General features: G+C 70.0%; 25 protein-coding genes. 4 read left to right on the top strand and 21 right to left on the bottom strand.

The window, feature by feature from the left end:
* Nucleotides 1-3 precede the first annotated feature (3 nt).
* Together IAI59_RS11255 and IAI59_RS11250 are read right to left on the bottom strand one after the other, a co-directional pair.
* Complete coding sequence (locus IAI59_RS11255; protein ID WP_207417300.1) at nucleotides 4-687, bottom strand: amino acid ABC transporter permease; 684 nt, start codon at nucleotides 685-687, stop codon at nucleotides 4-6.
* Nucleotides 684-1793 (bottom strand): mannitol dehydrogenase family protein, encoded by a 1110-nt coding sequence (locus tag IAI59_RS11250; protein WP_207417301.1) that lies wholly within the window; start codon nucleotides 1791-1793, stop codon nucleotides 684-686. The genes IAI59_RS11255 and IAI59_RS11250 overlap by 4 nt, the downstream gene beginning before the upstream one ends.
* A gap of 206 nt (nucleotides 1794-1999) precedes the next feature.
* On the opposite strand from IAI59_RS11250, the gene IAI59_RS11245 reads away from it, so the two are divergent.
* Nucleotides 2000-2956, top strand: coding sequence for a GntR family transcriptional regulator (locus IAI59_RS11245; protein WP_207417302.1), 957 nt, complete (start codon nucleotides 2000-2002; stop codon nucleotides 2954-2956).
* A gap of 53 nt (nucleotides 2957-3009) precedes the next feature.
* A complete protein-coding gene (locus IAI59_RS11240; RefSeq protein ID WP_207417303.1) occupies nucleotides 3010-3765 on the top strand; it encodes an SDR family NAD(P)-dependent oxidoreductase in 756 nt (251 codons plus the stop codon).
* A gap of 151 nt (nucleotides 3766-3916) precedes the next feature.
* Here the strand turns inward: IAI59_RS11240 and IAI59_RS11235 are convergent, their stop codons facing one another.
* From IAI59_RS11235 to IAI59_RS11145, 19 genes are all read right to left on the bottom strand, one after another.
* Nucleotides 3917-4852: a DMT family transporter gene (locus IAI59_RS11235; RefSeq protein ID WP_207417304.1), complete on the bottom strand. Its 936-nt coding sequence runs from the start codon at nucleotides 4850-4852 to the stop codon at nucleotides 3917-3919.
* Between the two features lie 139 nt (nucleotides 4853-4991).
* Complete coding sequence (locus IAI59_RS11230; RefSeq protein ID WP_207417305.1) at nucleotides 4992-6161, bottom strand: phosphoserine transaminase; 1170 nt, start codon at nucleotides 6159-6161, stop codon at nucleotides 4992-4994.
* A gap of 28 nt (nucleotides 6162-6189) precedes the next feature.
* Nucleotides 6190-7020, bottom strand: coding sequence for a PhzF family phenazine biosynthesis protein (locus IAI59_RS11225; protein ID WP_207417306.1), 831 nt, complete (start codon nucleotides 7018-7020; stop codon nucleotides 6190-6192).
* 88 nt (nucleotides 7021-7108) lie between these two features.
* Nucleotides 7109-7945 carry a bifunctional hydroxymethylpyrimidine kinase/phosphomethylpyrimidine kinase gene (thiD, locus tag IAI59_RS11220; protein ID WP_207417309.1) on the bottom strand — a complete coding sequence of 279 codons (837 nt, stop codon included), beginning with the start codon at nucleotides 7943-7945 and terminating at the stop codon, nucleotides 7109-7111.
* On the bottom strand, nucleotides 7945-9315 hold the full coding sequence (gene glmM, locus IAI59_RS11215; RefSeq protein ID WP_207417311.1) for a phosphoglucosamine mutase: 1371 nt from the start codon (nucleotides 9313-9315) through the stop codon (nucleotides 7945-7947). The genes thiD and glmM overlap by 1 nt, the downstream gene beginning before the upstream one ends.
* Before the next feature lie 80 nt (nucleotides 9316-9395).
* A complete protein-coding gene (gene folP, locus IAI59_RS11210; protein WP_207417313.1) occupies nucleotides 9396-10454 on the bottom strand; it encodes a dihydropteroate synthase in 1059 nt (352 codons plus the stop codon).
* A 96-nt stretch (nucleotides 10455-10550) separates the two neighbouring features.
* The gene (gene ftsH / locus IAI59_RS11205; protein WP_272877387.1) at nucleotides 10551-12476 is read right to left on the bottom strand and encodes an ATP-dependent zinc metalloprotease FtsH; all 1926 of its coding nucleotides are present in this window, start codon (nucleotides 12474-12476) and stop codon (nucleotides 10551-10553) included.
* Between the two features lie 54 nt (nucleotides 12477-12530).
* Nucleotides 12531-13742, bottom strand: coding sequence for a tRNA lysidine(34) synthetase TilS (gene tilS, locus IAI59_RS11200; protein ID WP_207417316.1), 1212 nt, complete (start codon nucleotides 13740-13742; stop codon nucleotides 12531-12533).
* Between the two features lie 23 nt (nucleotides 13743-13765).
* Nucleotides 13766-14605 carry a tol-pal system YbgF family protein gene (locus IAI59_RS11195; RefSeq protein ID WP_207417317.1) on the bottom strand — a complete coding sequence of 280 codons (840 nt, stop codon included), beginning with the start codon at nucleotides 14603-14605 and terminating at the stop codon, nucleotides 13766-13768.
* Nucleotides 14606-14726: 121 nt separating this feature from the next.
* A complete protein-coding gene (gene pal / locus IAI59_RS11190) occupies nucleotides 14727-15230 on the bottom strand; it encodes a peptidoglycan-associated lipoprotein Pal (protein WP_207417447.1) in 504 nt (167 codons plus the stop codon).
* Between the two features lie 143 nt (nucleotides 15231-15373).
* Nucleotides 15374-16747 (bottom strand): Tol-Pal system beta propeller repeat protein TolB, encoded by a 1374-nt coding sequence (gene tolB, locus IAI59_RS11185; RefSeq protein WP_207417318.1) that lies wholly within the window; start codon nucleotides 16745-16747, stop codon nucleotides 15374-15376.
* On the bottom strand, nucleotides 16744-17937 hold the full coding sequence (locus IAI59_RS11180) for a hypothetical protein (protein WP_207443798.1): 1194 nt from the start codon (nucleotides 17935-17937) through the stop codon (nucleotides 16744-16746). Before IAI59_RS11180 ends, tolB begins: the two co-directional genes overlap by 4 nt.
* 40 nt (nucleotides 17938-17977) lie before the next feature.
* The gene (gene tolR / locus IAI59_RS11175; RefSeq protein ID WP_207417320.1) at nucleotides 17978-18502 is read right to left on the bottom strand and encodes a protein TolR; all 525 of its coding nucleotides are present in this window, start codon (nucleotides 18500-18502) and stop codon (nucleotides 17978-17980) included.
* A gap of 3 nt (nucleotides 18503-18505) precedes the next feature.
* Nucleotides 18506-19225: a protein TolQ gene (tolQ, locus tag IAI59_RS11170; RefSeq protein WP_207417322.1), complete on the bottom strand. Its 720-nt coding sequence runs from the start codon at nucleotides 19223-19225 to the stop codon at nucleotides 18506-18508.
* A gap of 39 nt (nucleotides 19226-19264) precedes the next feature.
* Nucleotides 19265-19678 (bottom strand): tol-pal system-associated acyl-CoA thioesterase, encoded by a 414-nt coding sequence (gene ybgC / locus IAI59_RS11165; protein ID WP_207417324.1) that lies wholly within the window; start codon nucleotides 19676-19678, stop codon nucleotides 19265-19267.
* Complete coding sequence (gene ruvB / locus IAI59_RS11160; protein WP_207417327.1) at nucleotides 19678-20700, bottom strand: Holliday junction branch migration DNA helicase RuvB; 1023 nt, start codon at nucleotides 20698-20700, stop codon at nucleotides 19678-19680. The genes ybgC and ruvB overlap by 1 nt, the downstream gene beginning before the upstream one ends.
* Nucleotides 20697-21311 carry a Holliday junction branch migration protein RuvA gene (ruvA, locus tag IAI59_RS11155; RefSeq protein ID WP_207417329.1) on the bottom strand — a complete coding sequence of 205 codons (615 nt, stop codon included), beginning with the start codon at nucleotides 21309-21311 and terminating at the stop codon, nucleotides 20697-20699. Before ruvA ends, ruvB begins: the two co-directional genes overlap by 4 nt.
* A complete protein-coding gene (gene ruvC / locus IAI59_RS11150) occupies nucleotides 21308-21820 on the bottom strand; it encodes a crossover junction endodeoxyribonuclease RuvC (RefSeq protein WP_207417331.1) in 513 nt (170 codons plus the stop codon). The genes ruvA and ruvC overlap by 4 nt, the downstream gene beginning before the upstream one ends.
* Nucleotides 21821-21833: 13 nt before the next feature.
* On the bottom strand, nucleotides 21834-22583 hold the full coding sequence (locus IAI59_RS11145; RefSeq protein WP_207417332.1) for a YebC/PmpR family DNA-binding transcriptional regulator: 750 nt from the start codon (nucleotides 22581-22583) through the stop codon (nucleotides 21834-21836).
* Nucleotides 22584-22783: 200 nt separating this feature from the next.
* Here IAI59_RS11145 and IAI59_RS11140 point away from each other — a divergent pair, with 200 nt between their 5' ends.
* Nucleotides 22784-23365, top strand: coding sequence for a cytochrome b (locus tag IAI59_RS11140; RefSeq protein ID WP_237181113.1), 582 nt, complete (start codon nucleotides 22784-22786; stop codon nucleotides 23363-23365).
* Nucleotides 23362-23976, top strand: coding sequence for an MSMEG_1061 family FMN-dependent PPOX-type flavoprotein (locus tag IAI59_RS11135; RefSeq protein ID WP_207417333.1), 615 nt, complete (start codon nucleotides 23362-23364; stop codon nucleotides 23974-23976). The genes IAI59_RS11140 and IAI59_RS11135 overlap by 4 nt, the downstream gene beginning before the upstream one ends.
* Nucleotide 23977 lies beyond the last annotated feature (1 nt).

The following is a 23977-nucleotide window of genomic DNA, read 5'->3' as shown; positions in this document are numbered from 1 at the left end:
CCCTTACAGCGCCGTGCCGAGCTTGCGGCGGCGGGTGAAGACCAGCATGCCGAACGCCCAGAAGGCACCCCGCACGACAAAGGACAGCGCGATGTAGAGCAGGCCAACCACGATGTAGGTTTCGAAGGAGCGGAAGGTGTCGGACTGGATGCGGTTGGCCACTGCCGTCAGCTCCTCCGCCGAGATCTGCGAGGTGATGGAGGAGGCCAGCATCAGCAGCACATACTGGCTGACGAGCGCGGGATAGACTCGCTCGATCGCCGGGCGCAGGATCACGTGCCAGTAGGTCTGGCGGCGGTTCAGCCCCAGGCAATCGGCGGCTTCCACCTGCGCCTTGTGGATGCTCTCGATGCCCGCACGCATGATCTCGCAGGTGTAGGCGACCACGTTGACGACGAGCGCTAGCACGGCGGCCAGGTTCGCGTCGATCCGTATGCCCAGCACGGCAATGCCGAAATACACCAGGAAGATCTGCACCAGCAGCGGCGTGTTGCGGATCACCTCGACATAGCCGCCGACGATGCGTTGCAGCCAGGGCGGCCCATCGGCGCGGGCAATGGCGCACAACGCGCCGCCGACAAAGCCGAGGACGGTGGATACGGCCGAAAGCTGCAGCGTCAGCCAGACGCCTTCCAGAAAAAGCGACCAGTAGGGAACGAGCGCGGAGAAATCGAACTGGTAGGTCATGCGCCGGCCACCACGCCATCGAGCACCGGGCTGGCACCGGCGCGGCCGGACCATTCCAGAAATGCGCCGATGCGGCGCGCCACCTTGGTCGGGTGGTTCTGCGCGATATCGGCGATGCGATGGTCGAGGAAGGGGTTCAGGAAGCGGTCCATGGTCGCCGCCACATAGGGCGCGGCCTCGGCCGCCATGCCCCGCGCCGCGAAGCCGGGCAGCACCTCGTTGGCGTACAGCACATCCAGGCGGGCGCGGATGGCGGGGTCGGCCAGGATCTCGCGCACTGTTTCCCCCGCCGGGCGGGCTTCGCGCTGCCAGATATCGGCCAGCACGGTGTGGCCCAGGTTCAGGATATGCAGCTTCAGCCGCTCGAAGGGTTGCAGATCGTCGGCCAGCACGATGCTGGGGTGGTGGCAGGGCGGCACCAGCCCGGGGCGGCGCTCGATCACCCAGATGGCGTAAGGCTCCGCCACGGCGCCAATCGGCTCCAGCGGCTCGGACACGATGCGGTCCACCAGCGTGTCCGCCCAGATCACGCCGTCCCGCAGCCAGGTCAGGAACGCATCGGCCGCACCGGCCTCCGCCGCGAGATCCAGCACAGCCTGTTGCAACACATGGCCGTTGCGATTGATCAGCTCGCAAGGCAACACCGTCAACATGTGGCCACCCGCCTTCCAGCGGTGGTGCAGCAGCGCGGTCAGCTTGCCGGGAAAGCTGGCGGGAACGGTGCCGGACAGCAGCGCCGGCCCGCGGTCCGATTCGGCGATATCGTAGCCCGTGTCACCCATGTTGGACACGACGTAGCTGGCGTCCTCGACAAACAGGCGCACCAGGGTATCCCAGTCGCGGATTGCGGACAGACCGCGATCAATGCTGGTGACGGAAACCTGGCGCTCGACCGGCACGCCGCTCTGCATGCCGCGGATGATGACCGGATAGCCACCCGGCGCACCGAAAGCGGCCACGCGCCCGGCCCGCGCGGCTGAACCCGATGCCTGCACGACAGTGATCGGCCCGGCCTGCTGCCCCTGCTCGCGCGCCTCATGCACGAACAGATCGACATGCGCCTGCAGGAAGCGGCTGGTGCCGAACTGGATGATGCGTCCGCTCATGCGGCGCCAACCGCGCAGACGTGGCGGTACGATGGGGGAATCCTGGTCACGTCCTCTCCGCTTGCTCTTTGTCGCTCTTGTCGGCTTAAGCATAAAGGACCACGCGATCCGGTCCTGTCAATCAGTTCTTCGTGGACAAAGAACGGCCATGGACGCCGCGGCGCGCCCGCTGTTCAATGCCGGCGGGAGCAGCGGGCCAAACGCGCATGAAAACCAACACCGTATACAAGCGGGCCTTCAACCGCTGCCTGTCCTTGCTGGCGCACCGCGCCCCGGGTGAATGGCCATTCTCGGAAGCCGAGCTGGCGGAAGCCCTGGAAGTCAGCCGCACCACCGTCCGTGCCGTGCTGGCGACGCTGGCGGCCAATGGGTTGGTGCGAACCAGCGGCGCACGGCGCTTCCTGCTGCGGGCGCCCGAGGCCGCCGATTACTTTCCGGAGCCGCAGACCGAAACGGTGGCCGAGCTGGTCGAGCGCCGCTTCATGCAATGGGTGCTGCAAGGCGACTGCCAGCCGGGCCAAACGATCAACGCTTCGGAACTGGCACGGCAGTTCGGGACATCGACCACCGCCATCCGCGAATATCTAACTCACTTCAGCCGCTTCGGTCTCCTGGAACGACATCCCAACAGCGGCTGGGTGTTCAAGGGCGTCACCCCTGCCTTCGCTGCCGAGATCTATGAGATCCGCGAGCTGTTCGAGCTGCGCTCCGCCCGCCACTTCGTCGGGCTGGCCGATGACGCTCCCGCCTGGGCCCTGCTGGACGAGATCGAGCGGCAGCACCACCGCCTGCTGGACGAGATCGACGACCGGTTCAGCGACTTTTCCCGCCTGGACGAGCGGCTGCACCGGCTGATCCACCAGGCGTCCAGCAACCGCTTCATCCTGGACTTCTACGACGTCATCTCGATCATCTTCCATTATCACTACCAGTGGAACAAGGCGGACGAGAAGGAGCGCAACATCGTGGCAATCCAGGAGCACCTGGATTACATCGCGGCGCTGCGCTCGCGTGACCTGAGGGCGATCGACGCCAAGTGCCGCGCCCATCTGCGTACCGCCCGGGCCACCCTGCTGCGTTCCATCGACCTCGGCCCGCTGCGGCCGCACGGGACCGCCGGGCTGCGGACGGCGGGGATACCAGTGCCAGCCGCTTTGAGTTAGCCTCAGCGCAAGGCCGGGACCAAACCGGCCACGCAGCAGCAGGAACGCCCAGAATGCAGCCGAAAGCCACCTACCCCGACCTTTCGGGACGGAGCGTCTTCATCACCGGCGGCGGCAGCGGCATCGGTGCCTCGCTGACCGAAGCCTTCGCCCGGCAGGGCAGCAAGGTGGCCTTCGTGGACATCGCCCGCGAGCCGAGCGAGGCCCTGGCCGCGCGCCTGCCCAATGCACCCCTCTTCATCCCCTGCGACATCCGAGACATCGCGGCCCTGCGCGCTGCGGTGGAGCAGGCGCGCGCCGCGCATGGCGACATCACCGTGCTGCTGAACAACGCCGCCAACGACCAGCGGCACAAGCTGGAGGAGGTGACGCCGGAGTTCTATGACGACCGCATCGCCATCAACCAGCGACCCATGCTGTTCGCGGCCCAGGCCGTGTTGCCGCAGATGCAACGGGCGGGCGGCGGCTCCATCGTCAACTTCGGCTCGGTGAGCTGGAAGCTCAAGCAGGGCGGCATGGCGGCCTATACGATGGCCAAGGCTTCCGTGCAGGGCCTGACCCGCAGCCTGGCCACCGACTACGGCAAGGACAACATCCGGGTGAACACCCTGGTGCCAGGCTGGGTGATGACGGAACGGCAGCTGACCCATTGGGTGACGCCGGAGGCCGAAAAGGCCATCGACGCCGGGCAGGCCCTGGCCGGACGGGTGCAGCCCGAGGACATCGCGGAGATGGCGCTGTTCCTGGCTTCGGCTGCGTCGCGCATGTGTTCGGCGCAGGAGTTCGTCGTGGATGGCGGCTGGACTTGATTGTAACCGCCGCATAATCTCGGCCCCGAAGCGACGCCCCCACCCCCGGGACCATTGGGGGCCCGCGGACCCCTCCATCTCCACCAGATGGCAAGGCAGGCGACGAGGCGAGCGGGCCATGGCCCGCGCGCTTCCGTCGCCTGTTTCGCGTTCAGGCCCGGCGTGTCTTCGCCGGCGACACGGTGCCCAGCGCCACGCCACCCAGCACCAGGGCCATCGACACCGCATGATAAGGCTGAAGCTGCTCGCCCAGCAGCAAGGCGCCCAGGCCGAGGGCGTAGGCCGGGACCAGGTACATCGACATGCTGGCACGCCCCGCGCCGACCAGGGTCACCACACGGCCGTACGCGCCATAGGCGCCGACACCGGCCACCAGCCCCAGAAACAGCATGCCCCAGAAGGCCTGCGCACCCAGCGCGGGCACGCCGGCCTGCGTCCATTCCAGCAGCGCCATCGGTGACAGGCACGCGGCACCGCCGGCGGCCACCACCCACAACAAGACCATGGGCGGCAGCGCCACGGGCCGGTGACGCAACAGCGCCGTGTAGCCCGACCAAGCCAGGATGGCCGCCATCATCAGCAGGTCGCCAGGGTTGACCTGCAAGCGCAGCAACGCCCCCAGGTCACCCCGGAACGTTGCCACGGCGATGCCGCTGAACGCGCAGCCGATGCCGGCCAGCATGGCGGGACGCAGGCGGATGCCCCAGACGGCCCGCTCGATCATGGCCACCAGCAGCGGCGTCATGGCGGCCAGCAGGGCGATGTTGCCGGCGGAGGTATAGCTGGCCGCCCCATATTGCGGCGCCACGCTGAGCACGCCCCCCAGCAGCACCACCAGCAGCAGAAGCTTCTTCGATACGTGGGACATGCCGTGCTTGCGCAGGTAGGGGAGCGCCACCGGCAGCAGCAGCAAGGCCGCCACCAGCCAGCGCCCGGTGGCCAGCGTCACGGGCGGAACGCTGCCGGCCAGCCAGCGGGCCCCCACCATGTTGCCGGCGAACAGCAGCGGCGCGGCAAGAAACAGGAACACGACGCCCCAGCGGCCACTGCCCCAACCCGCATCGCCCACCGCCCTGGAAGACTGCATCGTGCCACTCCACACCGGATGTCCCGTCTGGAAAGGCTACGTGCAATGCGTCAGGTGTTCTTACCGAACTCGGCCTGCGGATCGGACCAGGCAGAAGGATTTCTTCTGTTCCGAGAGATTCAGAAGAAGATCCTGCCGTTCAGGCAGGCGCAAACTGCGCAGACACCTCGGCCAGCGCCCAATCGATCCATGGCAGAAGAGCCTGGATATCCCTGGTTTCCACCGTGGCGCCGCCCCAGATCCGCAGGCCTGGCGGAGCATCGCGATATGGCGCCGTGTCCAGCCCCACCCCTTCCCGCTCCAGCAGGCTGGACAGCACCTTGGCGGCCGCGCCCTGCCCTTCCGCCGTCAGCCCCGTGAACCAGGGCGCGGTGATCCGCAGGCAGATCGATGTGCAGGACCGCGTATCGGCCCGCTCCGCCAGAAAGGCCAGCTGGTCGTGACCGTCCAACCACGTGGCGATGGCGGCGAGGTTGGCTTCCGACCGGGCCACCAGCGCCGGCAGGCCGCCAATGCCTTCGGCCCAGCGCAAACCGTCCAGCGCATCCTCGACGCACAACATCGATGGGGTGTTGATGGTGTCGCCCTGGAAGATGCCCTCGATCAGCTTGCCGCCCTTGGTCAGGCGGAAGATCTTCGGCAAGGGCCAGGACGGTGTGTTGCTTTCCAGGCGTTCCACCGCGCGCGGAGACAGCGCGAGCATGCCGTGTGCCGCCTCGCCGCCCAGCACTTTCTGCCAGGACCACGTGACCACATCCAGCTTGTCCCAGGGCAGTTCCATGGCAAAGGCGGCGGAGGTGGCGTCGCAGATGGCCAGCCCCTGCCGGTCATCCGCGATCCAATGCGCATCCGGCAGCCGCACGCCGCTGGTGGTGCCATTCCACACGAACACCACGTCGCGGTCCCACGACACCTGCGACAGATCCGGCAACGCCCCATAGGGTGCCTTCAGCAGCCGCACGTCCGGCAAACGCAGCTGGGTCGTGATGTCGGTGGCCCATTCGCCGGAAAAGCTTTCCCAGGCCAGCACGTCCACGCCGCGCGGCCCCAGCAACGACCACAACGCCATCTCCACCGCGCCCGTGTCGGAGGCCGGCACGATGCCCAGGCGCCACCCCTGCGGCATTTGCAGCACGGCCCGCGATCGCTCGATCACCTCGGCCAGGCGCGCCTTCAGGGGCGGCGCCCGGTGGCTGCGCCCCAACAGTGCCCCTTCCAAGGCCGACAGCGACCAGCCGGGGCGCTTGGCGCAGGGGCCGGACGAGAACATCGGGTTGGCCGGGCGGGCTTGCGGCATCGGGTCGAGCATGGGTCGGGCCTCTTTGGTCGCGGCAGGGTTACGCGGTCACGGACGCATGGAGCAAGCGGGAGGCCGGCAAGAGCACCTCGCCCCGGGCGTAAAGCACGGCATGCCCACCCATGCGCACGCGATCACCCTCCAGCCCGCACCACAGGGTGCCGCCGCGGCGGCTGGCCTGATGGCACACCAGCGCGGTGCGCCCGAGCCGGCTTGCCCAGAAGGGCACCAGCTGAACATGCGCGGCCCCCGTCACCGGGTCCTCGTCCACGCCGACCTTGGCGGCGAAATAGCGGGACACGACATCGTGCCGCCCGTCATCGCCCGCCGCCGTGGCGATGACGCGGGAGTCACCATCCGGAAGCACGGCGATGCGGCTGTGGTCGGGGCGGAGGCGCCGTACCGTTTCCGCGCTGTCGAACAGGCAGATCCAGTCGCGCGCCCGCCACACCTCGCGCGGCACGGCGCCCAACGCGGCAGCCAGGCCCGGCGGGGGACAGCGGGCGCGCTGCGGCGGATTGGCCGGAAAATCCAGCACGAAGCGATCGTCGTCCCGCGTCACGCCCAGCAGGCCCGATGCGGTGCGGAAGCGCAGCGGCGCCGTGACGCCGAGCTCCGTTGCCAGCACAAAGGCGGTGGCCAGCGTGGCATGGCCGCACAACGGCACCTCGACCTGGGGGGTGAACCACCGCAGGTGCCACTGGCCCGGACCGTCGGGCACGAAGAAGGCGGTTTCGCTGACGTTGTGCTCGGCCGCCATGGCCTGCATCAGCGCATCCGGCAGCCAGCGCTCCAACGGGACGACGATGGCGGGATTGCCGGCAAAGACCTGATCGGCGAAGGCATCCACCGTGAAGGTTGCCAAACGCATCCTGCTGTCACCGGCCACCGTGCCTGCTCCTCATGCTGCATTGCAAGAAGGACAGCTTGCCCGAGCCGCGCGTCACGCATAGCCACGCTTATGGCATGACAGCCGCGCGATCCGTGAGGGCAGCGATGCGCGCCGGGTCGATCGTGACGCCGTGGTTCAGCGGCCCGTGCCCCTGCCCCAGCCCCGGTGCCTGGCGCAGCGCCAACTGCACGAAGTTCCGTGCCCGGGCGACGGCATCCCGCAACTCCATCCCCTGCGCCAGCCCGGCAGCGATGGCCGAGGCCAGCGTGCAGCCGGTGCCATGGGTGTGGCGGCTGTCGATGCGAACGCTTTCGAATACCACCTCGTCCGCCGGCGTCGCCAGCAGGTCCAGCAGGCGCGCGCCGTCCAGATGGCCGCCCTTCAACAGCACCGCCCGCGCGCCCATCCGCAGCAGCACGGCGGCGGCGGCGCGCATCTCATCGAGATTGGAAACGGAAAGCCCGGACAGCACCGCCGCTTCCGGAATGTTGGGCGTCAGCAGGGCGGCACGCGGCAGCAGGCGGCGGATCATGGTCTGCACCGCATCGGGCGCCAGCAGATTGCTGCCGCCCTTGGCCACCATCACGGGGTCGGCCACCAGGGGGATGGCGGCCGCGTTTCCGGCCAGGGCGTCGCACACCACGTCAATGGTCGCGGCATCGCCAAGCATGCCGGTCTTGACCGTATCGGCACCGATGTCGTCCAGGCACAGGCGGATCTGCTGCCGGATGAAGTCCCCCGGCACCGGATGCACGCCATGCACCCCCAGCGTGTCCTGCGCGGTGAGCGCCGTCACGGCGGTCATCGCATAGGCGTCCATCGCCGCGCAGGCCTTGATATCCGCCTGGATGCCGGCGCCGCCCCCCGAATCGGAGCCGGCGACCACCAGCACCCGCCCGTGCATCAGGCGCGCACCATCAGCGCGGCGGCGCGCGCACGGATCAGCGAGGCGAGGGATTCCACGGTCTCCTCCACCATCCGTTCTTCCTCCGCCTCGGCCATCACGCGGATCAACGGCTCGGTGCCGCTGGGGCGGATCAGCACGCGGCCACGGCTGCCCAGGCGGGCCTCCGCCTCGGCGATCGCTTCCGTCACACTCGGGTCGTTCAACGGATTGGCACCGTTGTAGCGAACATTGACCAGCCGCTGCGGCAAGGGCGTGAAGCGGCGGCAGGCCTCGCTCGCCGGCTGCTTGCGCTCCACCAGCTCGGCCAGCACCTGCAGCGCCGCGACCAGGCCGTCACCCGTCGTGCCGAATTCGCTCATGATCATGTGGCCGGACTGCTCGCCGCCGAGGTTGCAGCCGGTTTCGCGCATCAGCTCGGACACGTAGCGGTCGCCCACCTTGGTGCGCAGCAGCTTCAGCCCGTGTCCTTCCAAAAAGCGTTCCAGGCCGAGGTTGGACATCACGGTGGCCACGACGCCACCGCCGGCCAGCCGCCCCTGCGCCGCCCAGGACTCCGCGATGGTGGCCAGGATCTGGTCGCCATCGATCATCTGGCCGCGCTCGTCGACCAGCGCCAGCCGGTCGGCATCGCCATCCAGGGCGATGCCCAGGTCGGCCCGCCGCTCCTGCACCACCTGCGCCAGCTTGCCCGGCGAGGTGGAGCCGCATTCCTTGTTGATGTTGATGCCATCGGGCGCCACGCCGATGGACACCACCTCGGCCCCCAGTTCCCACAACACCGTGGGCGCCACCTTATAGGCGGCGCCATGCGCGCAATCGACGACGATGCGCAGGCCGGCCAGGCTGAGGCGCTTCGGAAAGCTGGCCTTCACAGCCTCGATGTAGCGGCCCGGGGCGTCTTCCAGCCGGCTGGCGCGGCCCAGGCGCGCGGGGGTGGCGAGACCTGTGACCTCGCCGGCCATCAGCGCCTCGATCTCCATCTCCTCGGCATCCGACAGCTTCAGCCCGTCGGGGCCGAAAAGCTTGATGCCGTTGTCCTCGAACGGGTTGTGGCTGGCGGAGATCATGACGCCCAGATCCGCCCGCAGGCTGCGCGTCAACAGCGCGATGGCCGGCGTCGGCAGCGGGCCGACCAGCACCACGTCCATGCCCGCGCCGATGAAGCCGGCGGTCAACGCGGGCTCCAGCATGTAGCCGGAGATGCGGGTGTCCTTGCCGATCACCACGCGGTGCCGGTGGGCGCCACGGGAAAAGAAGCGCCCCGCCGCCTGGCCCAGGCGCAGCGCGGTCAGCGCATCCATCGGCGCCTTGTTGGCGACGCCGCGAATGCCATCGGTGCCGAACAGGCGGCGTACGGCATCGGTCATGCGGGGCAATCCTTGCTTTGCTGGCTTGGGTCTAGCCAAGCCGCGCGATTTGGCCAAGCGGTCCCTGTGGCGCGGCGGCTTCATGCGGCTTCCGCCGGCTGCGGCAGCGCGCCGTCGGCGCAGGCCCGCCACATGGCCAGGGCCCGCACGGTTTCCGCCACATCGTGCACCCGCAGAATGCTGGCCCCCGCCGCCGCCGCCGCGAGCGCGACAGCCACGCTGCCGGCCACGCGATCGGCCGGTGCCTCCACGCCAGTCACCCAGCCGACCAGCCGCTTGCGCGATGCCCCGACCAGGACCCGGCAGCCGATTCCGGCCAGCAGCGGCAGGCGGTTCAACAGCAGCAGGTCCTGTTCCCGCGTCTTGCCGAAGCCGATGCCAGGGTCCACGGCGATGCGCCCGCGCGGTATGCCGAGCGCTTCCGCCGTTTCCACCCGCTGGCGCAGAAAGCGGGCGACATCCAGCACCACGTCGCCATAGGTCGTCTGCTCGTGCATGCGCTTGAGGTCCAGCGCCGGCATGTGCATCAGCACCACCGGCGCGCGGGCTTCCTGCACGGCCCGGACCGAGCGGTTGTCCTGCCGCAGGGCGGAGATGTCGTTGATGATCTCGGCCCCCGCATCCAGCACGGCGCGCATGGTGGCGGCGTGGCGCGTGTCGACGCTGACCACGGCGGCCGTCGCCAGCCGGCGCACGATGGGCAGCACGCGGGCGATCTCTTCCTCCGCCGTCACCGGCGCGGCCCCGGGCCGGGTGCTTTCGCCACCGATGTCCAGGATGTCCGCCCCCTGCTCCAGCATGGCATGCCCGGCGGCGATGGCGGCGTCGCTGTTGAAATGCGTGCCGCCGTCGGAAAAACTGTCCGGCGTCGCGTTCAGGATCCCCATCACCAGAGGCCGGTCCTGCGGCAATCCGGCGAATGGCAGGGGCCGCCGGGTCAGGGTGGGCAGCAGCGCGTCCCACGGCTCAGGCAGGTCCCCGGCGGGGCGGATACCCTGTTCCACCCCATCCTCGATCAGCCGCAGCAGGGAAAAGGCGGAGGGACCGCCTGCCAATGGCATCGCCAGCCCGGCACGGACGGCGTGGAACGCCGCCGGGCCATGCAACAGCGCCAACGGCTCCAGCCAGCGTTCAGCCATGGGGAAACTCCAGCTTCAGGACGGGCGGACATGAAAAAGGGCTCCGTTTCCGGAGCCCTTTTCCTTTAGCGCAATTTGCGCGGAACGAAACGCCTGTCAGGTGCCCGGCTGCGGCGACGGGTTCAGGCCGCCGGGCCGGGGTGCCTGGGGCCGCCCCGAGCTGGGGACGCTGCCACGGCCCGAGGACGTCGGCTCGTCCGGCCGGTTGCGGATCACCGGCTCGCCCTTCATCACGAGACGGATCTCGTCGCCGGACAGGGTTTCATGCTCCAGCAGGCCCTTGGCCACCGCGTGCAGTTCCTCGATATGAACCTGCAGCGTGTGCTTGGCGCGGGCATAGGCCTCGTCGATCATGGCCCGCACCTCGCCGTCGATCTCCCGCGCCGTGGCTTCCGACACGTTCTTCGCCTGCGTCACGGAATGACCGAGGAACACCTCCTGGCTGTTGTCGCCATAGGCGATCATGCCGAGCTTCTCGCTCATGCCCCACTCGGTGATCATCATGCGCGACTGGTTGGTCGCCATCTTGATGTCGCCGCTGGCGCCGTTGGACACCTTGTCGGGGCCGAAGATCAGCTCCTCGGCGACGCGGCCGCCCATTGCCATGGCGAGTTCCGCCTTCAGCTTGGACTTGTGCTTGGAATAGCGGTCACCGGCCGGCAGGGACATCACCAGACCCAGGGCGCGGCCACGCGGGATGATGGTCGCCTTGTGCACCGGGTCGCATTCCGGCTCGTGCAGCGCCACCAGAGCGTGGCCGGCCTCGTGGTAGGCCGTCATTTGCTTCTCATCGTCGGACATGACCAGCGACCGGCGCTCGGCGCCCATCATGACCTTGTCCTTGGCCTGCTCGAACTCATGCATGCCGACCGTGCGGCGCCCGGTACGAGCGGCCAGCAGCGCCGCCTCATTGACGAGGTTCGCCAGATCGGCGCCCGAGAAGCCCGGGGTGCCGCGCGCGATGGTCTTGGGGTCCACATCGGACGCCAGCGGAACCTTGCGCATGTGCACCCGCAGGATCTTCTCGCGGCCCTGCACGTCCGGATTCGGCACCACCACCTGGCGGTCGAAGCGGCCCGGGCGCAGCAGCGCGGGGTCCAGCACGTCCGGGCGGTTGGTGGCGGCGATCAGGATGACGCCCTCGTTCGCCTCGAAGCCGTCCATCTCGACCAGCATCTGGTTGAGGGTCTGCTCGCGCTCGTCGTTGCCGCCGCCCAGGCCCGCGCCACGATGGCGGCCCACGGCGTCGATCTCATCGATGAAGATGATGCACGGCGCGTTCTTCTTGCCCTGCTCGAACATGTCGCGCACGCGGCTGGCGCCGACGCCCACAAACATCTCCACGAAGTCGGAGCCCGAGATGGTGAAGAACGGCACGTTGGCCTCACCCGCGATGGCGCGGGCCAGCAACGTCTTGCCGGTGCCCGGGGGACCGACCAGCAGCACGCCCTTGGGGATCTTGCCGCCGAGGCGCTGGAACTTCTGCGGGTCACGCAGGAAGTCCACGATCTCTTCCAGCTCGCCCTTGGCTTCCTCGATGCCGGCCACGTCCTCGAAGGTCACGCGGCCCTGCTTCTCGGTCAGCAGCTTGGCCTTGGACTTGCCGAAGCCCATGGCCCGACCGCCGCCGCCTTGCATCTGGCGCATGAAGAACACCCAGACGCCGATCAGCAGCAGCATCGGGAACCAGCTGAGCAGGTAATGGAACAGCGGGTTGACGTCGCTTTCCTCCGGCCGCGCCACGACGCGGACACCCTTCTCGGTCATCTTGCTGACCAGGGTCGGGTCTTCCGGCGTGTAGGTCGTGAAGCTGCGGCCATCCGAAAGCTGGCCGGTCAGGGTGCGGCCGGTGATGGTGACATCCCGGACGCGGCCGCCATTCACCTCGTTCAGGAAGTCGCTGTAGGCGACCTGCTGACCGGTCTGGCGGGTGGAGGAATTGGGCTGAAACAGATTGAACAGCGCCACGAGCAGCAGCGCCACGATCACCCACAGCGCCAGGTTGCGGCCGAAATTATTCACCGTGCGGTTCCCATACGTTCGCCAGCAGTGCCAGCGTGACATCAAGATAGGGCGTCAGGGACCGTTCTGAAACCATGTCGTGCCGCCGATCCTCGCCTCGGCACGCAGAATCCTGCCGACCGGCCCGCCGGGCAGCAGCGGGCGAAGGACAGCCGGGGCCCCGAAGCCCAGAGTGGGCACCGCCAGCACCGCCCCGTCCCGCCACAAGGCCGGCGATGCGGCGAGAACCCGCGCCGGCACCCGGTCCCGCAGCGCCGGGAAAACACCCAGTGCCCCCAGCATGCAGCCGGGCGGACAATCCTCGACCCGCCAGCGGCCATCCCATGCCGCGCCGGGCACGGCTGGCACCGGCGGGGCGCAGGCGGCCGGCTCGCGGCACAGAATGCCCTGGTGCCAAACCACGCCATGCAGGGTGCCGCCCCCGCGCCGCAGCAGCGACCGCACGGCGCCGGCCGCCGGGGCATGCACGGCACCACCGATCAGCCGCAACAGGCCGGACAAGGCCAGCACGGCGGTGGCATCCGAGCCCAGCGCAGCAGCATCGACCCTCGCCCACCCGCCCGGTTGCCAGGCCAGGGCCACGGCGAGCCGCTCGACAACCGCCCGCTCCTGCCGCGACCGTCGCGCAGCGAAAGCCTGACCTGCCTCGCCGAGCGCCCGCGTGCCGGGGCCGTCACCGTCTGCATCCCGCAGGGCGTCACGCAACCGCGCCCGCGTGAAACGGGGATCCGTGTTGGAAGGGTCGCGAAAGGGAACCAGCCCGTTCACTTTCAGATAGGCTTCGAGTTCCGCCGGGGCCACGGTCAGCAGGGGGCGCAGGATGAGCGCTTCTTCCGCCGGCCGGCAGGATGGCACCCCAGCCAGCCCGGCGGCACCGCTGCCGCGCACCGCCCGGAACAGCACCGTTTCCGCCTGATCGCCGCGATGCTGCCCCAGCAGCAACCAGGGTGCCCCCAACGCGCCGCAGCGTTGAAGCAGCACCTGAAGCCGGCCATCCCGCGCGCGTCGCTGCACGGCATTCCCGACCCCCAGCCGCAGGGTCAGCACTTCGGACGTGATGTGACGCCGTTCCAAGAGCGTGGCGGCCTCGCGCGCCTCGGCCGCACTGCCGGGGCGCAGGCCGTGATCGACCACCAGAGCGGTCAGGCGCCCACCCCTGGCCCCTGCCCAATCCCGCGTCAGCATGGCCAGCGCCAGGGAATGCGGGCCACCGGACACACCCACGGCCAGGTGCGGGCGGTCGCCAAACGGTCCCAGCGGCGCCATCAGCGCCGCGAACCGTTCAGGCGTCAGCGGCAGCCGCCGCGCTGGCGGGCCTGGGCGGCGCGCTCCGCCACGCTGCCGGACAGCCGGGGAAACTCGCTGCGCAGGTTGTCCAGCGTGTCGCATGCCTCGCGCTTGGCATTGAGGCCGATAAAGGAGTTCGCCAATCCGATCAGGGCTTCCGGCGCACGGCCGGACTGCCGGTTGCGCTTGTAGGCATCATCATAGGCAATGGCCGCGTTGGAGAAATCGCGCTTGCCCAGCAGGGCATCGCCCAGCAGCACCTGGCCATCCTGCGCCCGGGCGCCGCGGCCCGTGGCGACTTCGCGCGCCGCTGCCTCCGCGGCCGCGTAGTCACGCCGGTTCAAGGCGGCCTGGCCATCCGACAGCGCGCGCTCCGCCGTGCGCGGAGCGGCCGCGGCCGGCGGCGCGGCGGGCGCCGCGGAGGGCGATGCCGGCGCCGCTGCCGCGGGCGCCCGCCCGCCGCCGCCGCCCTCGAGCTGCTGTAGGCGGAAATCCATGTCGCCCTGCAGCTTCTCCACCTGCTGCTGCAAGCTGCGGCTGCGATACTCGGCCTCGTCCGCGCGGCCACGCAGGCGGCGGATTTCCTCGTCTTGCTGGTTCACGCGGTCCAGCAACTGCCCGGTCAGTTCCGGCGATCCCCCACCGGCACCGCGGCCGGACGAGGCGGGCGGCGCCACGTAGCTCCCCCCCCCGCCGCTGCGGCGCACCTGTTCCAGCTCGTTGCGAAGCTGCAGGATCTGGTTCTGCAGCGCGATGCCTTCGCGGCTATCCATCTGCGCCATGGCGGGCGCGGCCATCAACATGGGCAGCAGCGGCGCGGCGAGAAGAAGCTTGCGGAGCATCGGTCCATCCTTGCATGCAGCCCGGGCGCGATGCGCCGGACGTGAAAACGGCGGCCCCGGGGGGCCGCCGCTTCTCATTTCAGCCCATCAGCCTTGCGTCAATGCAAGACCGAGTGGAAGCTCAGCGCACCACCGTGACGGCGCGGCGGTTCTGCGCCCAGGCGTCCTCGGTGGAGCCGAGGGCGGCGGGGCGGTCCTTGCCATAGGAGATGACGTTCAGGCGGCTGCCCGACACGCCGGTGGCCACCAGCACGTCGCGCGCCGAGTTGGCGCGGCGCTGGCCCAGGGCCAGGTTGTATTCGCGCGTGCCACGCTCGTCGGCATGGCCTTCCAGCGTGACCTGGACCTGCGGGTACTGCGCCAGCCAAGCGGCCTGGCGCTCCAGCACCGGGCGCTGGTCGGCCGACACGGTGGAACGGTCGGTGGCGAAGAAGACGCGGTCGCCGACATTGGCCACCAGGTCTTCCTGGCTGCCCGGGCGGACGCTGCCGGCCATGCCGGACCCGAAGCCCATGCCACCGGCAGAACCGGCGCCGGCGCCCGTCGCGGCCCCGGATGTGTCTTCGCTGGCGCAGGCGGAAAGCAGCGCGGCGGCTGCGAGAGCAGCCAGGAGCTTGGTGTTGATCATCGGAATCGTCCTATGTCCGGGGCGGATTGGCGCGGCGGTTACGCCTGTAAAAAGGCAAGGTCAAGGCAGCTAACCGCTACGGTAGCGATTGGTTGCATTTGACGTTCTTTTTGCGTGCCGCCGCCGCATCCAGGCCCCCTTCAGGACGACAGCAACGGCGACCAGTTCGGGTCGCTGGCATCGGTCGGCGTCGAGATCTGGCGCTCGTTGAAGCCCGCGATGTCGATCATCGACAGGCGCGACGAATATCCGCCGCCACGCGAATCGCTGGCCCGGCTTTCGCGGTAATAGGTCAGCACGCGGCCATTGGGCGCGAAGCTCGGGCTTTCCATCTGCCAGCCCTCGGACAGGATGCGCTCGCCCGAGCCGTCGGGCCGCATGACGCCGATGGCGAAGCGCCCGCCGCCGATGCGCGTGAAGGCGATCAGGTCCCCGCGCGGCGACCAGACGGGCGTCGCGTAGCGGCCATTGCCGAAGGAGATGCGCCGCGCGCCGCCGCCGCCGGCGTCCATGACATAGAGCTGCTGGTCGCCGCCACGATCCGAGTTGAAGACGATCTGCGAGCCGTCCGGCGAGTAGCAGGGCGACACGTCCAGCCCGCCCCCCGAGGTCAGCTGGCGTTCCCGGCGCGACGCGAGGTCCACCACGAAGATGTTGGCGTCACCGCCACGGGTGGAGGACAGCACCACGTTGCGGCCGTCTGGGCTGAAGCGCGGCGACAGGGTCATGCCCTGGAAATTGCCCAGCACCTCCTGCCGGCCGCTGTCCAGGTTAAACAGGAACACCCGCGGGTTGTTGTTGGCATAGGACATGAACGCGATCTGCCGCGCGTTCGGGTGGAAACGCGGCGACAGCGCCTGGGCGCTGCCATCGGTCAGATAGCGCGTGTTCTCGCCGTCCTGGTCCATGATGGCCAGGCGACGGGTGCGGCGGTCGCGCGGCCCGCTTTCAGCGACGTAGACGATGCGGGTGTCGAAGTAGCCCTTCTCGCCCAGCATGCGCTCGTAGATCACGTCCGAGATGACGTGGGCGATCTGGCGCCAGTTGGCGGCGGCGGCGGTATAGGCGGTGCCCTGCAGCTGCTCGCCGGCGTTCACATCCCACAGGCGGAACTCGATGCGCGCGCGGTCGCCCTGCGGCTCGGCTCGGCCGGTGACCAGCGCCTGCGAGCCGGTGATCCGCCAATTAGCGAATTGCGGCGTGCCGGAAGGGTCGCCACCCGGGAGGTAGGCGGCGCGGTCGACCACGCGGAACAGCCCGGAATTGCTCAGGTTGTTGGCGATCACCCGCGTGATATTGGCCCCGAGCTGCGCGCCGCCGCCGGCCCCCGTGAAGTCGGGCAGCGCGATGGGGATCGGGTTGGTGCGCGCGCGCGTGATGTCGATGTACTGCTGTCCGCCGGTCGAAGGCGCCGCACCCTGGGCCAGGGCAGGCCGAGACAGGATCGCCGGTGCGGCCAGCAGGCCGGCGCCACCCAGCAAAGCGAAACGACGGGAAAAGGTCGGGTTGCTCATCGGATCAAGCCCCTCGGACTGAAGCGGAAGATGGAAGTGCGAATGGCCTGCAGCTTTTCGCTCGGAACAGGCAGCGGGTTGCATTTCGGGTCCAGAAGCGCACGGCGGGACATGTCGTACAACGCACGCGCACGCGGCTCGGTTGGAACGCCTCGCGGGGAACGGACAGAGCGGATCACTCCGCCATCGTCCACCACGACCTGCAACTCAACGACCATCTGGTCGAGACCCTGCATGCCCGCATCGACCGACCAGCATTCACTGATCTTGTCGGCGACACCGCGGATCTCGCCCTGGCTGAGCTGCGCGTTGCCGGTGGGCGAGCCACCGCCCGCCGCCGGGCGGCCAGCCGCCGTGCTCGGGCGCCCCTGCGGCGGCGCGCTTTGCTGCTGCGCGGCACGCAGACGGTCCAGCGTGTTCTGCACGCTGTTGCTGCGCTCGGCCGGGCGGGCCACCGGCGGCGTTTGCCCGGTGCCCGCCTGCTGGCTGGGCTGCGGCGGGGTGGGCGTTGGTGACGGGCGCGCGGGCTCAGGCCGGGGCGGCGCGGGCGGCGCCGGCGCGGCAGGCTGCGGCGTCGGCCGTGCCGGGGTCGGCGGCGTGGGTGCCGCGGCCTGCTGCGTCGGCTGCGGCGGCGCGGGCGGGGCCGGTGGTGGCGGCGCGGGCGGCGGCGGGGTCGGCAACGGCGGGCTGGGCGCCTGCGCCTGCTGGGCCGGCACGGGGGCTGGCGTCGGCGCAGGCGGCGGCGTTTGCACCGGCCGCGCGGGCGTCGGCGGCGTGGGGGCCGGCGGGGTGGGCGTGGGCGGAGCCGGCGCGGGCGGCGGCGGGGTCGGCGTGGCGGCCGGGGCCGGCGGCGTCGGGGCCGGCGGGGTCGGCGTGGGCGGGCTCGGCGCCTGCACCGGCGCGGGCGGCGGCGGCGGAGGGGGCGGCGGCGGGGTGGGCGTCGCCGACTGCGGCAGGTCCGGCGTGGTCACCACATCACCCGTTTCCGGCGTGGGGGCCGGCGGCGCGGGCAAGGGCAGCGGCGTGGGCGCATTGGCGAGCTGAGGGTTGTCCGCCGGCATCAGCTCCACGGTGATGGACTGCTCCTGCGGCTCTTCCAGCTTGGGCTTCGGCAGCCCGATCAGCAGGGCAAGAAAGATCGCCAGGTGCAGCGCCGCCGAAACGGCGCCCCACTTCTGTAACCTGGTCAAGGAAAGGCCGGGACGGGCCATGGCAGGCGCGTTGATCCTGTCAGCGCCGCGGCGTCTGTGCCGGGGCGGGGGTGGCGGGCGTCGCGGGGCGCGTGGCCACGGGGGCGGCGGCGCGGTTGCCGGCGGGCTGGCCGGCCGGCTGCTCGGCCAGCAGCGCCACCTTGGTGAAGCCGGCGGACGAGATGGTGCCCATCACTTCCATGACGCGCCCGTAGTTGATGCCCCGGTCGCCGCGCACGAAGATCCGGCGTTCCGGCGCGCCCTGCGGCTGCTCGCGCAGGATGGCCTGCAACTGCGTGACCAGGTTCTCCATCGGCACCTCGGCCTCTTGGATGAAGATCCGCCCCTCGGCGTTCACCGAGATGGTGAGGGGCTCGGAATCCTGGTTCAGCGCGCTGGCATTGGTCTTGGGCAGGTCGATCGGCACGCCGGAGGTCATCAGCGGCGCCGCGACCATGAAGATGATCAGCAGCACCAGCATGACGTCCACCAGCGGCGTCACGTTGATCTCGGCCATGGCGCGGTAGCGCCCGCGCCCTTTTCCGCCGCCGGTGGACATCGCCATGGCTCAGACGCGCTCCTCGGCCTGGCGGGACAGGATGGCGGAGAACTCTGTGGAGAAGCCTTCCAGCCGGCCGGCGAAGCGCGACAGGTCGGTGGTGATCTTGTTGTAGGCCAGCACCGCCGGAATGGCGGCCACCAAGCCGATGGCCGTGGCGAACAGCGCTTCCGCGATGCCCGGCGCCACCACGGCGAGGTTGGTGTTGTTCATGCCGGCGATGGCGCTGAACGAATTCATGATGCCCCACACGGTGCCGAACAGGCCGACAAAGGGCCCGACCGAACCGACGGAAGCCAGAAACACCATCCAGCGCTCCAGCCCGTCCATTTCCCGCTGGACGGCGACGTTCATGGCGCGCTCGGCACGCTGCTGCATGCCTGCGGCATGGACGGGGGCATCGGCGGGGCGGGTGGAGGAGCGCTCCCATTCGCGCATGGCGGCGCCGAACACGGCGGCCATCGGGTGGCTGGGGCGCTCGCCTTCCGTTTGGAACAGGGTGTCGAGGCTGCCGCCGGACCAGAACTTGTCCTCGAACGCATCGGCGGCGCGGTTGACGCGGCGCAGCGTGGTCACCTTCTCGAACACCACCGCCCACACCCAGACGCTGGCCAGCAGCAGGCCGAGCATGACCAGCTTGACCACCCAGTCCGCCTGCAGGAACAGGCCCCACAGCGACAGGTCGTGCGCCACCTGGCCGAGATCCGCCGCATTCACGCTGCCACCCACGGCATTCTCCTTCGATGGGCGCCCCCCCGGGCACCCTTTTCAGTTCAACGCGTCACGCAGGCGGCTCCGCCAGGGCTCCGGCAACGGCGCCGGACGCAGGCCCTCGGCACGCACGCACACCAGCCCGACCTTCAGCACCGCCCGGACCGCCTTGCTGTCCGCGTCCAGCACCTGCTGGTCGAGGTCGAGCGAGGCGCCGCGCACCGCCAGCACCCGCGTCTCCACGACCAGGGAGTCGTCGAGGCGCGCGGGGGCCGCATACTCCACTTCGATGCGGCGCACCACCAGCAACGAAGCGTGACGTTCTATCATAAGCTGATGCGGCAAACCTATGGCACGCAACGATTCCGTCCGGGCCCGTTCCGCCCAGCGCAGGTAATTGGCGTGGTACACGATGCCGCCCGCATCCGTATCCTCGAAATACACCCGGATGGGCCAGGTATGGGCGGGCATCAGAAGCCGCCCAGCAGGTCGGCCTGGCTGCCCTGCGGCGGGGTCATTCCCAGGTGGCGCCACCCCGGCTCGCCCAGCACGCGGCCGCGCGGCGTGCGCATCACGAAGCCTTCCTGGATCAGGTAGGGCTCCACCACCTCCTCCAGCGTGTCCCGGCCTTCGGACAGCGCGGCAGCCAGGGTTTCCACGCCCACCGGGCCGCCGCCATGGAACTCCGCGATGCGGCGCAGGTACCGGCGGTCCTGCGAATCCAGGCCGCGGGCATCCACTTCCAGCTTGCGCAGGCTGTCGTCGGCGAAGGCGCGGGACGCCTCGGTGCCCGCCACCAGCGCGAAGTCCCGCACCCGGCGCAAGAGCCGGCCGGCGATGCGCGGCGTGCCGCGCGAGCGGTTGGCGATCTCCTCCGCCCCGGCATCGCTGAGCGCGAAGTTCAGCTTCTGTGCGCCACGGCGCACGATCAGCAGCAATTCCTCGGGTGTATAAAATTGTAGGCGGAGGGGAATTCCGAAGCGATCACGCAGCGGCGTGGCCAGCAAACCGGCCCGGGTGGTGGCGCCGACCAGCGTGAAGGGCGGCAGGTCGATGCGCACGGTCCGCGCCGCCGGCCCCTCGCCGATGATGAGGTCGAGCTGGAAATCCTCCATCGCCGGGTAGAGGGTTTCTTCGATCGCCGGCTGCAGGCGGTGGATCTCGTCCACGAACAGCACGTCGCGCGGCTGCAGGTTGGTCAGGATGGCGGCCAGATCCCCGGCCCGCTGCAGCACCGGGCCGGAGGTGGCGCGAAAGCCGACGCCCAGCTCGCGCGCCACGATCTGCGCCAGCGTGGTCTTGCCCAGGCCCGGCGGGCCATGCAGCAGCACATGGTCCAGCGCCTCGGCCCGCGTGCGGGCGGCCTGGATGAAGACGGACAGGTTTTCCCGCAGCGCCTTCTGGCCGGTGAAGTCGTCCAGCGTCTGCGGGCGCAGCGTCGCCTCGGCGGCGTCCTCGTCCGTGCGGTGCGGGTCGGAGATGCGCTCGCTCATCGGGGCGCCAGTTCCTTCAGGCTTTCACGGATCAGTTGCTCCAGCGCCACCCCCTCGCCCAGCCGGTCCGCCACGCGCGCGACCACGGCCTGCGCCTCCGGCCGCCGCCAGCCCAGGTTCAGCAGCACGGACACCGTCTCGGCCACCACGGAATTGGCCGGCAGCGGCAGGGCGCCGGCCGTGGGCGCGAAGGCCGGGCCGATCGGCATGGCGCCGACCTTGGCCTGCAGTTCCGAGATCAGGCGGATCGCCAGCTTCGGCCCGACCCCGGCGGCGCGGGTGAGCGAGCCCTTGTCGCCCGCCAGGATGGCACGCGCCATGTCGGCCGGGGACAGCGCGGACAGCAGGTTCAGCGCCACCTTGGGCCCGACGCTCTGGATGCCGGTGAGCAGGCGGAACCAGTCCCGCTCGGCGGCGTCGGCGAAGCCGTAAAGGGTGATGGCATCTTCCCGCACCGAGGTCTCGATCAGCAGCGATGCGATGGCGGGCGGTGCCGGGAGGGCCTGCAACGCGCGCGACGAGCAGGCGACCAAGTAGCCCACGCCGTTGACGTCGAAGATGCAGCCGCCCTCGAAGGAGGAATCGAGCTTGCCAGTCAGCTTGCCGATCATGCCGGCGCGTATCCGCGCGCCAGCGCGATGCGGCTGGAGCGGTGGTGGGCGTGGCAGATGGCGACGGCCAGTGCATCCGAGGCATCGGCGCGGCGCAGTGTGGCGCCGGGCAGCAGGCGCCGCACCATGTCGGCGACCTGGGTCTTGTCGGCATGGCCGGTGCCGACCACGGCGCGCTTCACTTCCATCGCCTGGTATTCCGAGACGGGCAGCCCAGCCAGGGCGGGGGCCAGCAGCACCACGCCCCGCGCCTGCCCCAGCTTCAGCGCCGAGGCCGGGTTCTTGTTGACGTAGGTATGTTCCACCGCCGCCTCGTCCGGCTTCCAAAGGTCCATGAGCGTGTTCAGCGCCCGGTGGATCTGGCAAAGCCGCTCGGCCAGCGGCAGGTCGGCGTCGGTGGAAACGACGCCGTCCGCGATGTGGCGCAGCCGGTTGCCCGTGCTTTCCACCATCCCCCATCCGGTATGCTGGAGGCCGGGATCGAGTCCGAGCAACCGGACAGACTTCATCAATCGGCCCCCGTCAGTCCGCCAGGGCTTCGGCCACGGCGTCCGAGACCTCGAAATTGGCGGTCACGGCCTGCACGTCGTCATGCTCGTCCAGCACGTCGATCAGCTTCAACACGCTGCGCGCCTTTTCCTCGTCCAGGTCCACGGTGACGTTGGGCCGCCATTCCAGCTTGGCGCTTTCGGCCGGGCCGAACTTCTCTTCCAGCGCGTCGCGCACGGAAAACAGGTCCTCGATCCCGGTGCGGACCTCGTGGCCGTCCTCGCCGCTCGCCACATCCTCGGCACCCGCCTCGATGGCGGCTTCCAGCATGGCGTCGGCGTCCGCTACCCCGGCGGGGTAGCGCACGACGCCGTTGCGCTCGAACTGAAACGCCACCGAATTGCTTTCGCCCATCGCGCCGCCGAACTTGGAAAAGGCGGAGCGGATGTCGGAGGCGGTACGGTTGCGGTTGTCGGTCAGCGCTTCCACGATGATGGCGACGCCTGCAGGGCCGTAGCCCTCGTAGCGCACTTCCACGTAGTCCTCGCCGCCGCCGGCGCCGGACGCCTTCTTGATGGCGCGGTCGATGGTGTCCTTGGTCATGTTCGCCACCCGCGCGGCCTGCACGGCCGAGCGCAGGCGCGGGTTGAAGGCGGGGTCCGGCAGGCCCTGGCGGGCGCTGACGGTGATCTCGCGGATCAGCTTGGCAAAGGCGCGGGCGCGCTTGGCGTCCTGCGCGCCCTTGCGGTGCATGATGTTCTTGAACTGGCTATGGCCGGCCACGCGCTGATTCTCCGGGTATTCTCGTGTTGTTCCGGGCGGTGCCGGTCCTATACCGCCGCCCGCCCGCCGATGCGAGAGGCGGCCATCCCCGGCGCGCCCGCAAGCGGGCGCAGCCGTCCATTTTGCGATTGCGAGGCTTTCGCGCTTGGCTTCCGCCGCCGCTTCGCACATGACAGCACGGTAACCGTCGGGAGGACCGCGTGGCGCACTCGTACTGGCTCGACACCCCTGCCCGGTTTGGCCTGATCAGCCGCCTGCTGCACTGGGGCATGGCGGGGCTGTTCGCCTGGCAGTTCGCCGGCATGGGGGTGCGCCTTCTGGTCGGCCGCTCGCCGGTCACCGCCTTCATGGTCGGCAGCCACGCGCCGATGGGCACGCTGCTGCTGCTGCTGGTCCTGCTGCGCGGCGCCTGGGGGCTGGCCAATGCCGGCCGCCGGCCACCGCATGGCGGCAGCACGGTGGGGCGCCTCGCGATGCTCGGCCATGCCGCGCTGTATGGGTTGATGCTGGTGGTGCCGTGCCTGGCCCTGCTCCGGGCCGCCGGATCGGGGCGGGGCTTCTCGCCCTTCGGCATCCCGCTGTTCGCGCCCTTCTCCGGCGGGCCGGTCGGCTGGATGGTGGCGCCCGCCAATGCCGCGCACGGGGTTCTTGCCTGGACGCTGCTGGCGCTGGTGGCGGGCCACGTGGCGATGGTGGTTGTCCATCGCCGGTTGTGGCGCGACGATGTGCTGGCCCGCATGGCCGGGCCGCTGGCCGCAACCCCGGGGGACGCCCGCCCATGACAGACCCGCATGCCGTGACCACGCCGGAGCAGCTCGCCGCCGCCTACAAGGCGCCCAGCGAACTGGTGCTCAACAAGGTCGCCGACCGGATCGACCCGCGCACCGCGGCCTTTATCGCCGGCAGCCCGTTCTGCGTGCTGGCGACCTTCGGCGCGCGCGGCCCGCATTGCACGCCGCGCGGCGATGCGCCCGGCTTCATCGACGTGCTGGACGAGCGGACGCTCGCCCTCCCCGACCGCCGCGGCAACAACCGGTTGGACGCGCTGCGCGACGTGCTGGACAACCCGGCCGTGGCCCTGTTGTTCCTGGTCCCCGGCGTGGGAGAAACGCTGCGCATCGGCGGCCAGGCCCGCCTGACCACCGACCCGGGGCTGCGGGAGCGCTACACCGTGCAGGACCAGGCACCCGCCACGGTGATGCTGGTGGAGGTGCGGGAGGTCTACATGCAATGCGCACGGGCCATCCTGCGCTCGCGCATCTGGAAGCAGGACAGCCGCGCCACCGCGGTGCCGACCGGCGGGGAACTGCTGGAAGTGCACACCAAGGGGCTGATCGCCGCCGATTACTACGACAAGGAACGCGCGCCCGAGATCGGCCGGGTGCTGTATTGAA

This window comes from Roseomonas haemaphysalidis (assembly GCF_017355405.1).
GTDB lineage: Bacteria > Pseudomonadota > Alphaproteobacteria > Acetobacterales > Acetobacteraceae > Pseudoroseomonas > Pseudoroseomonas haemaphysalidis.
Note: the sequence above shows the minus strand (reverse complement) of the source record. Positions and strands in the feature narration are given on the sequence as shown.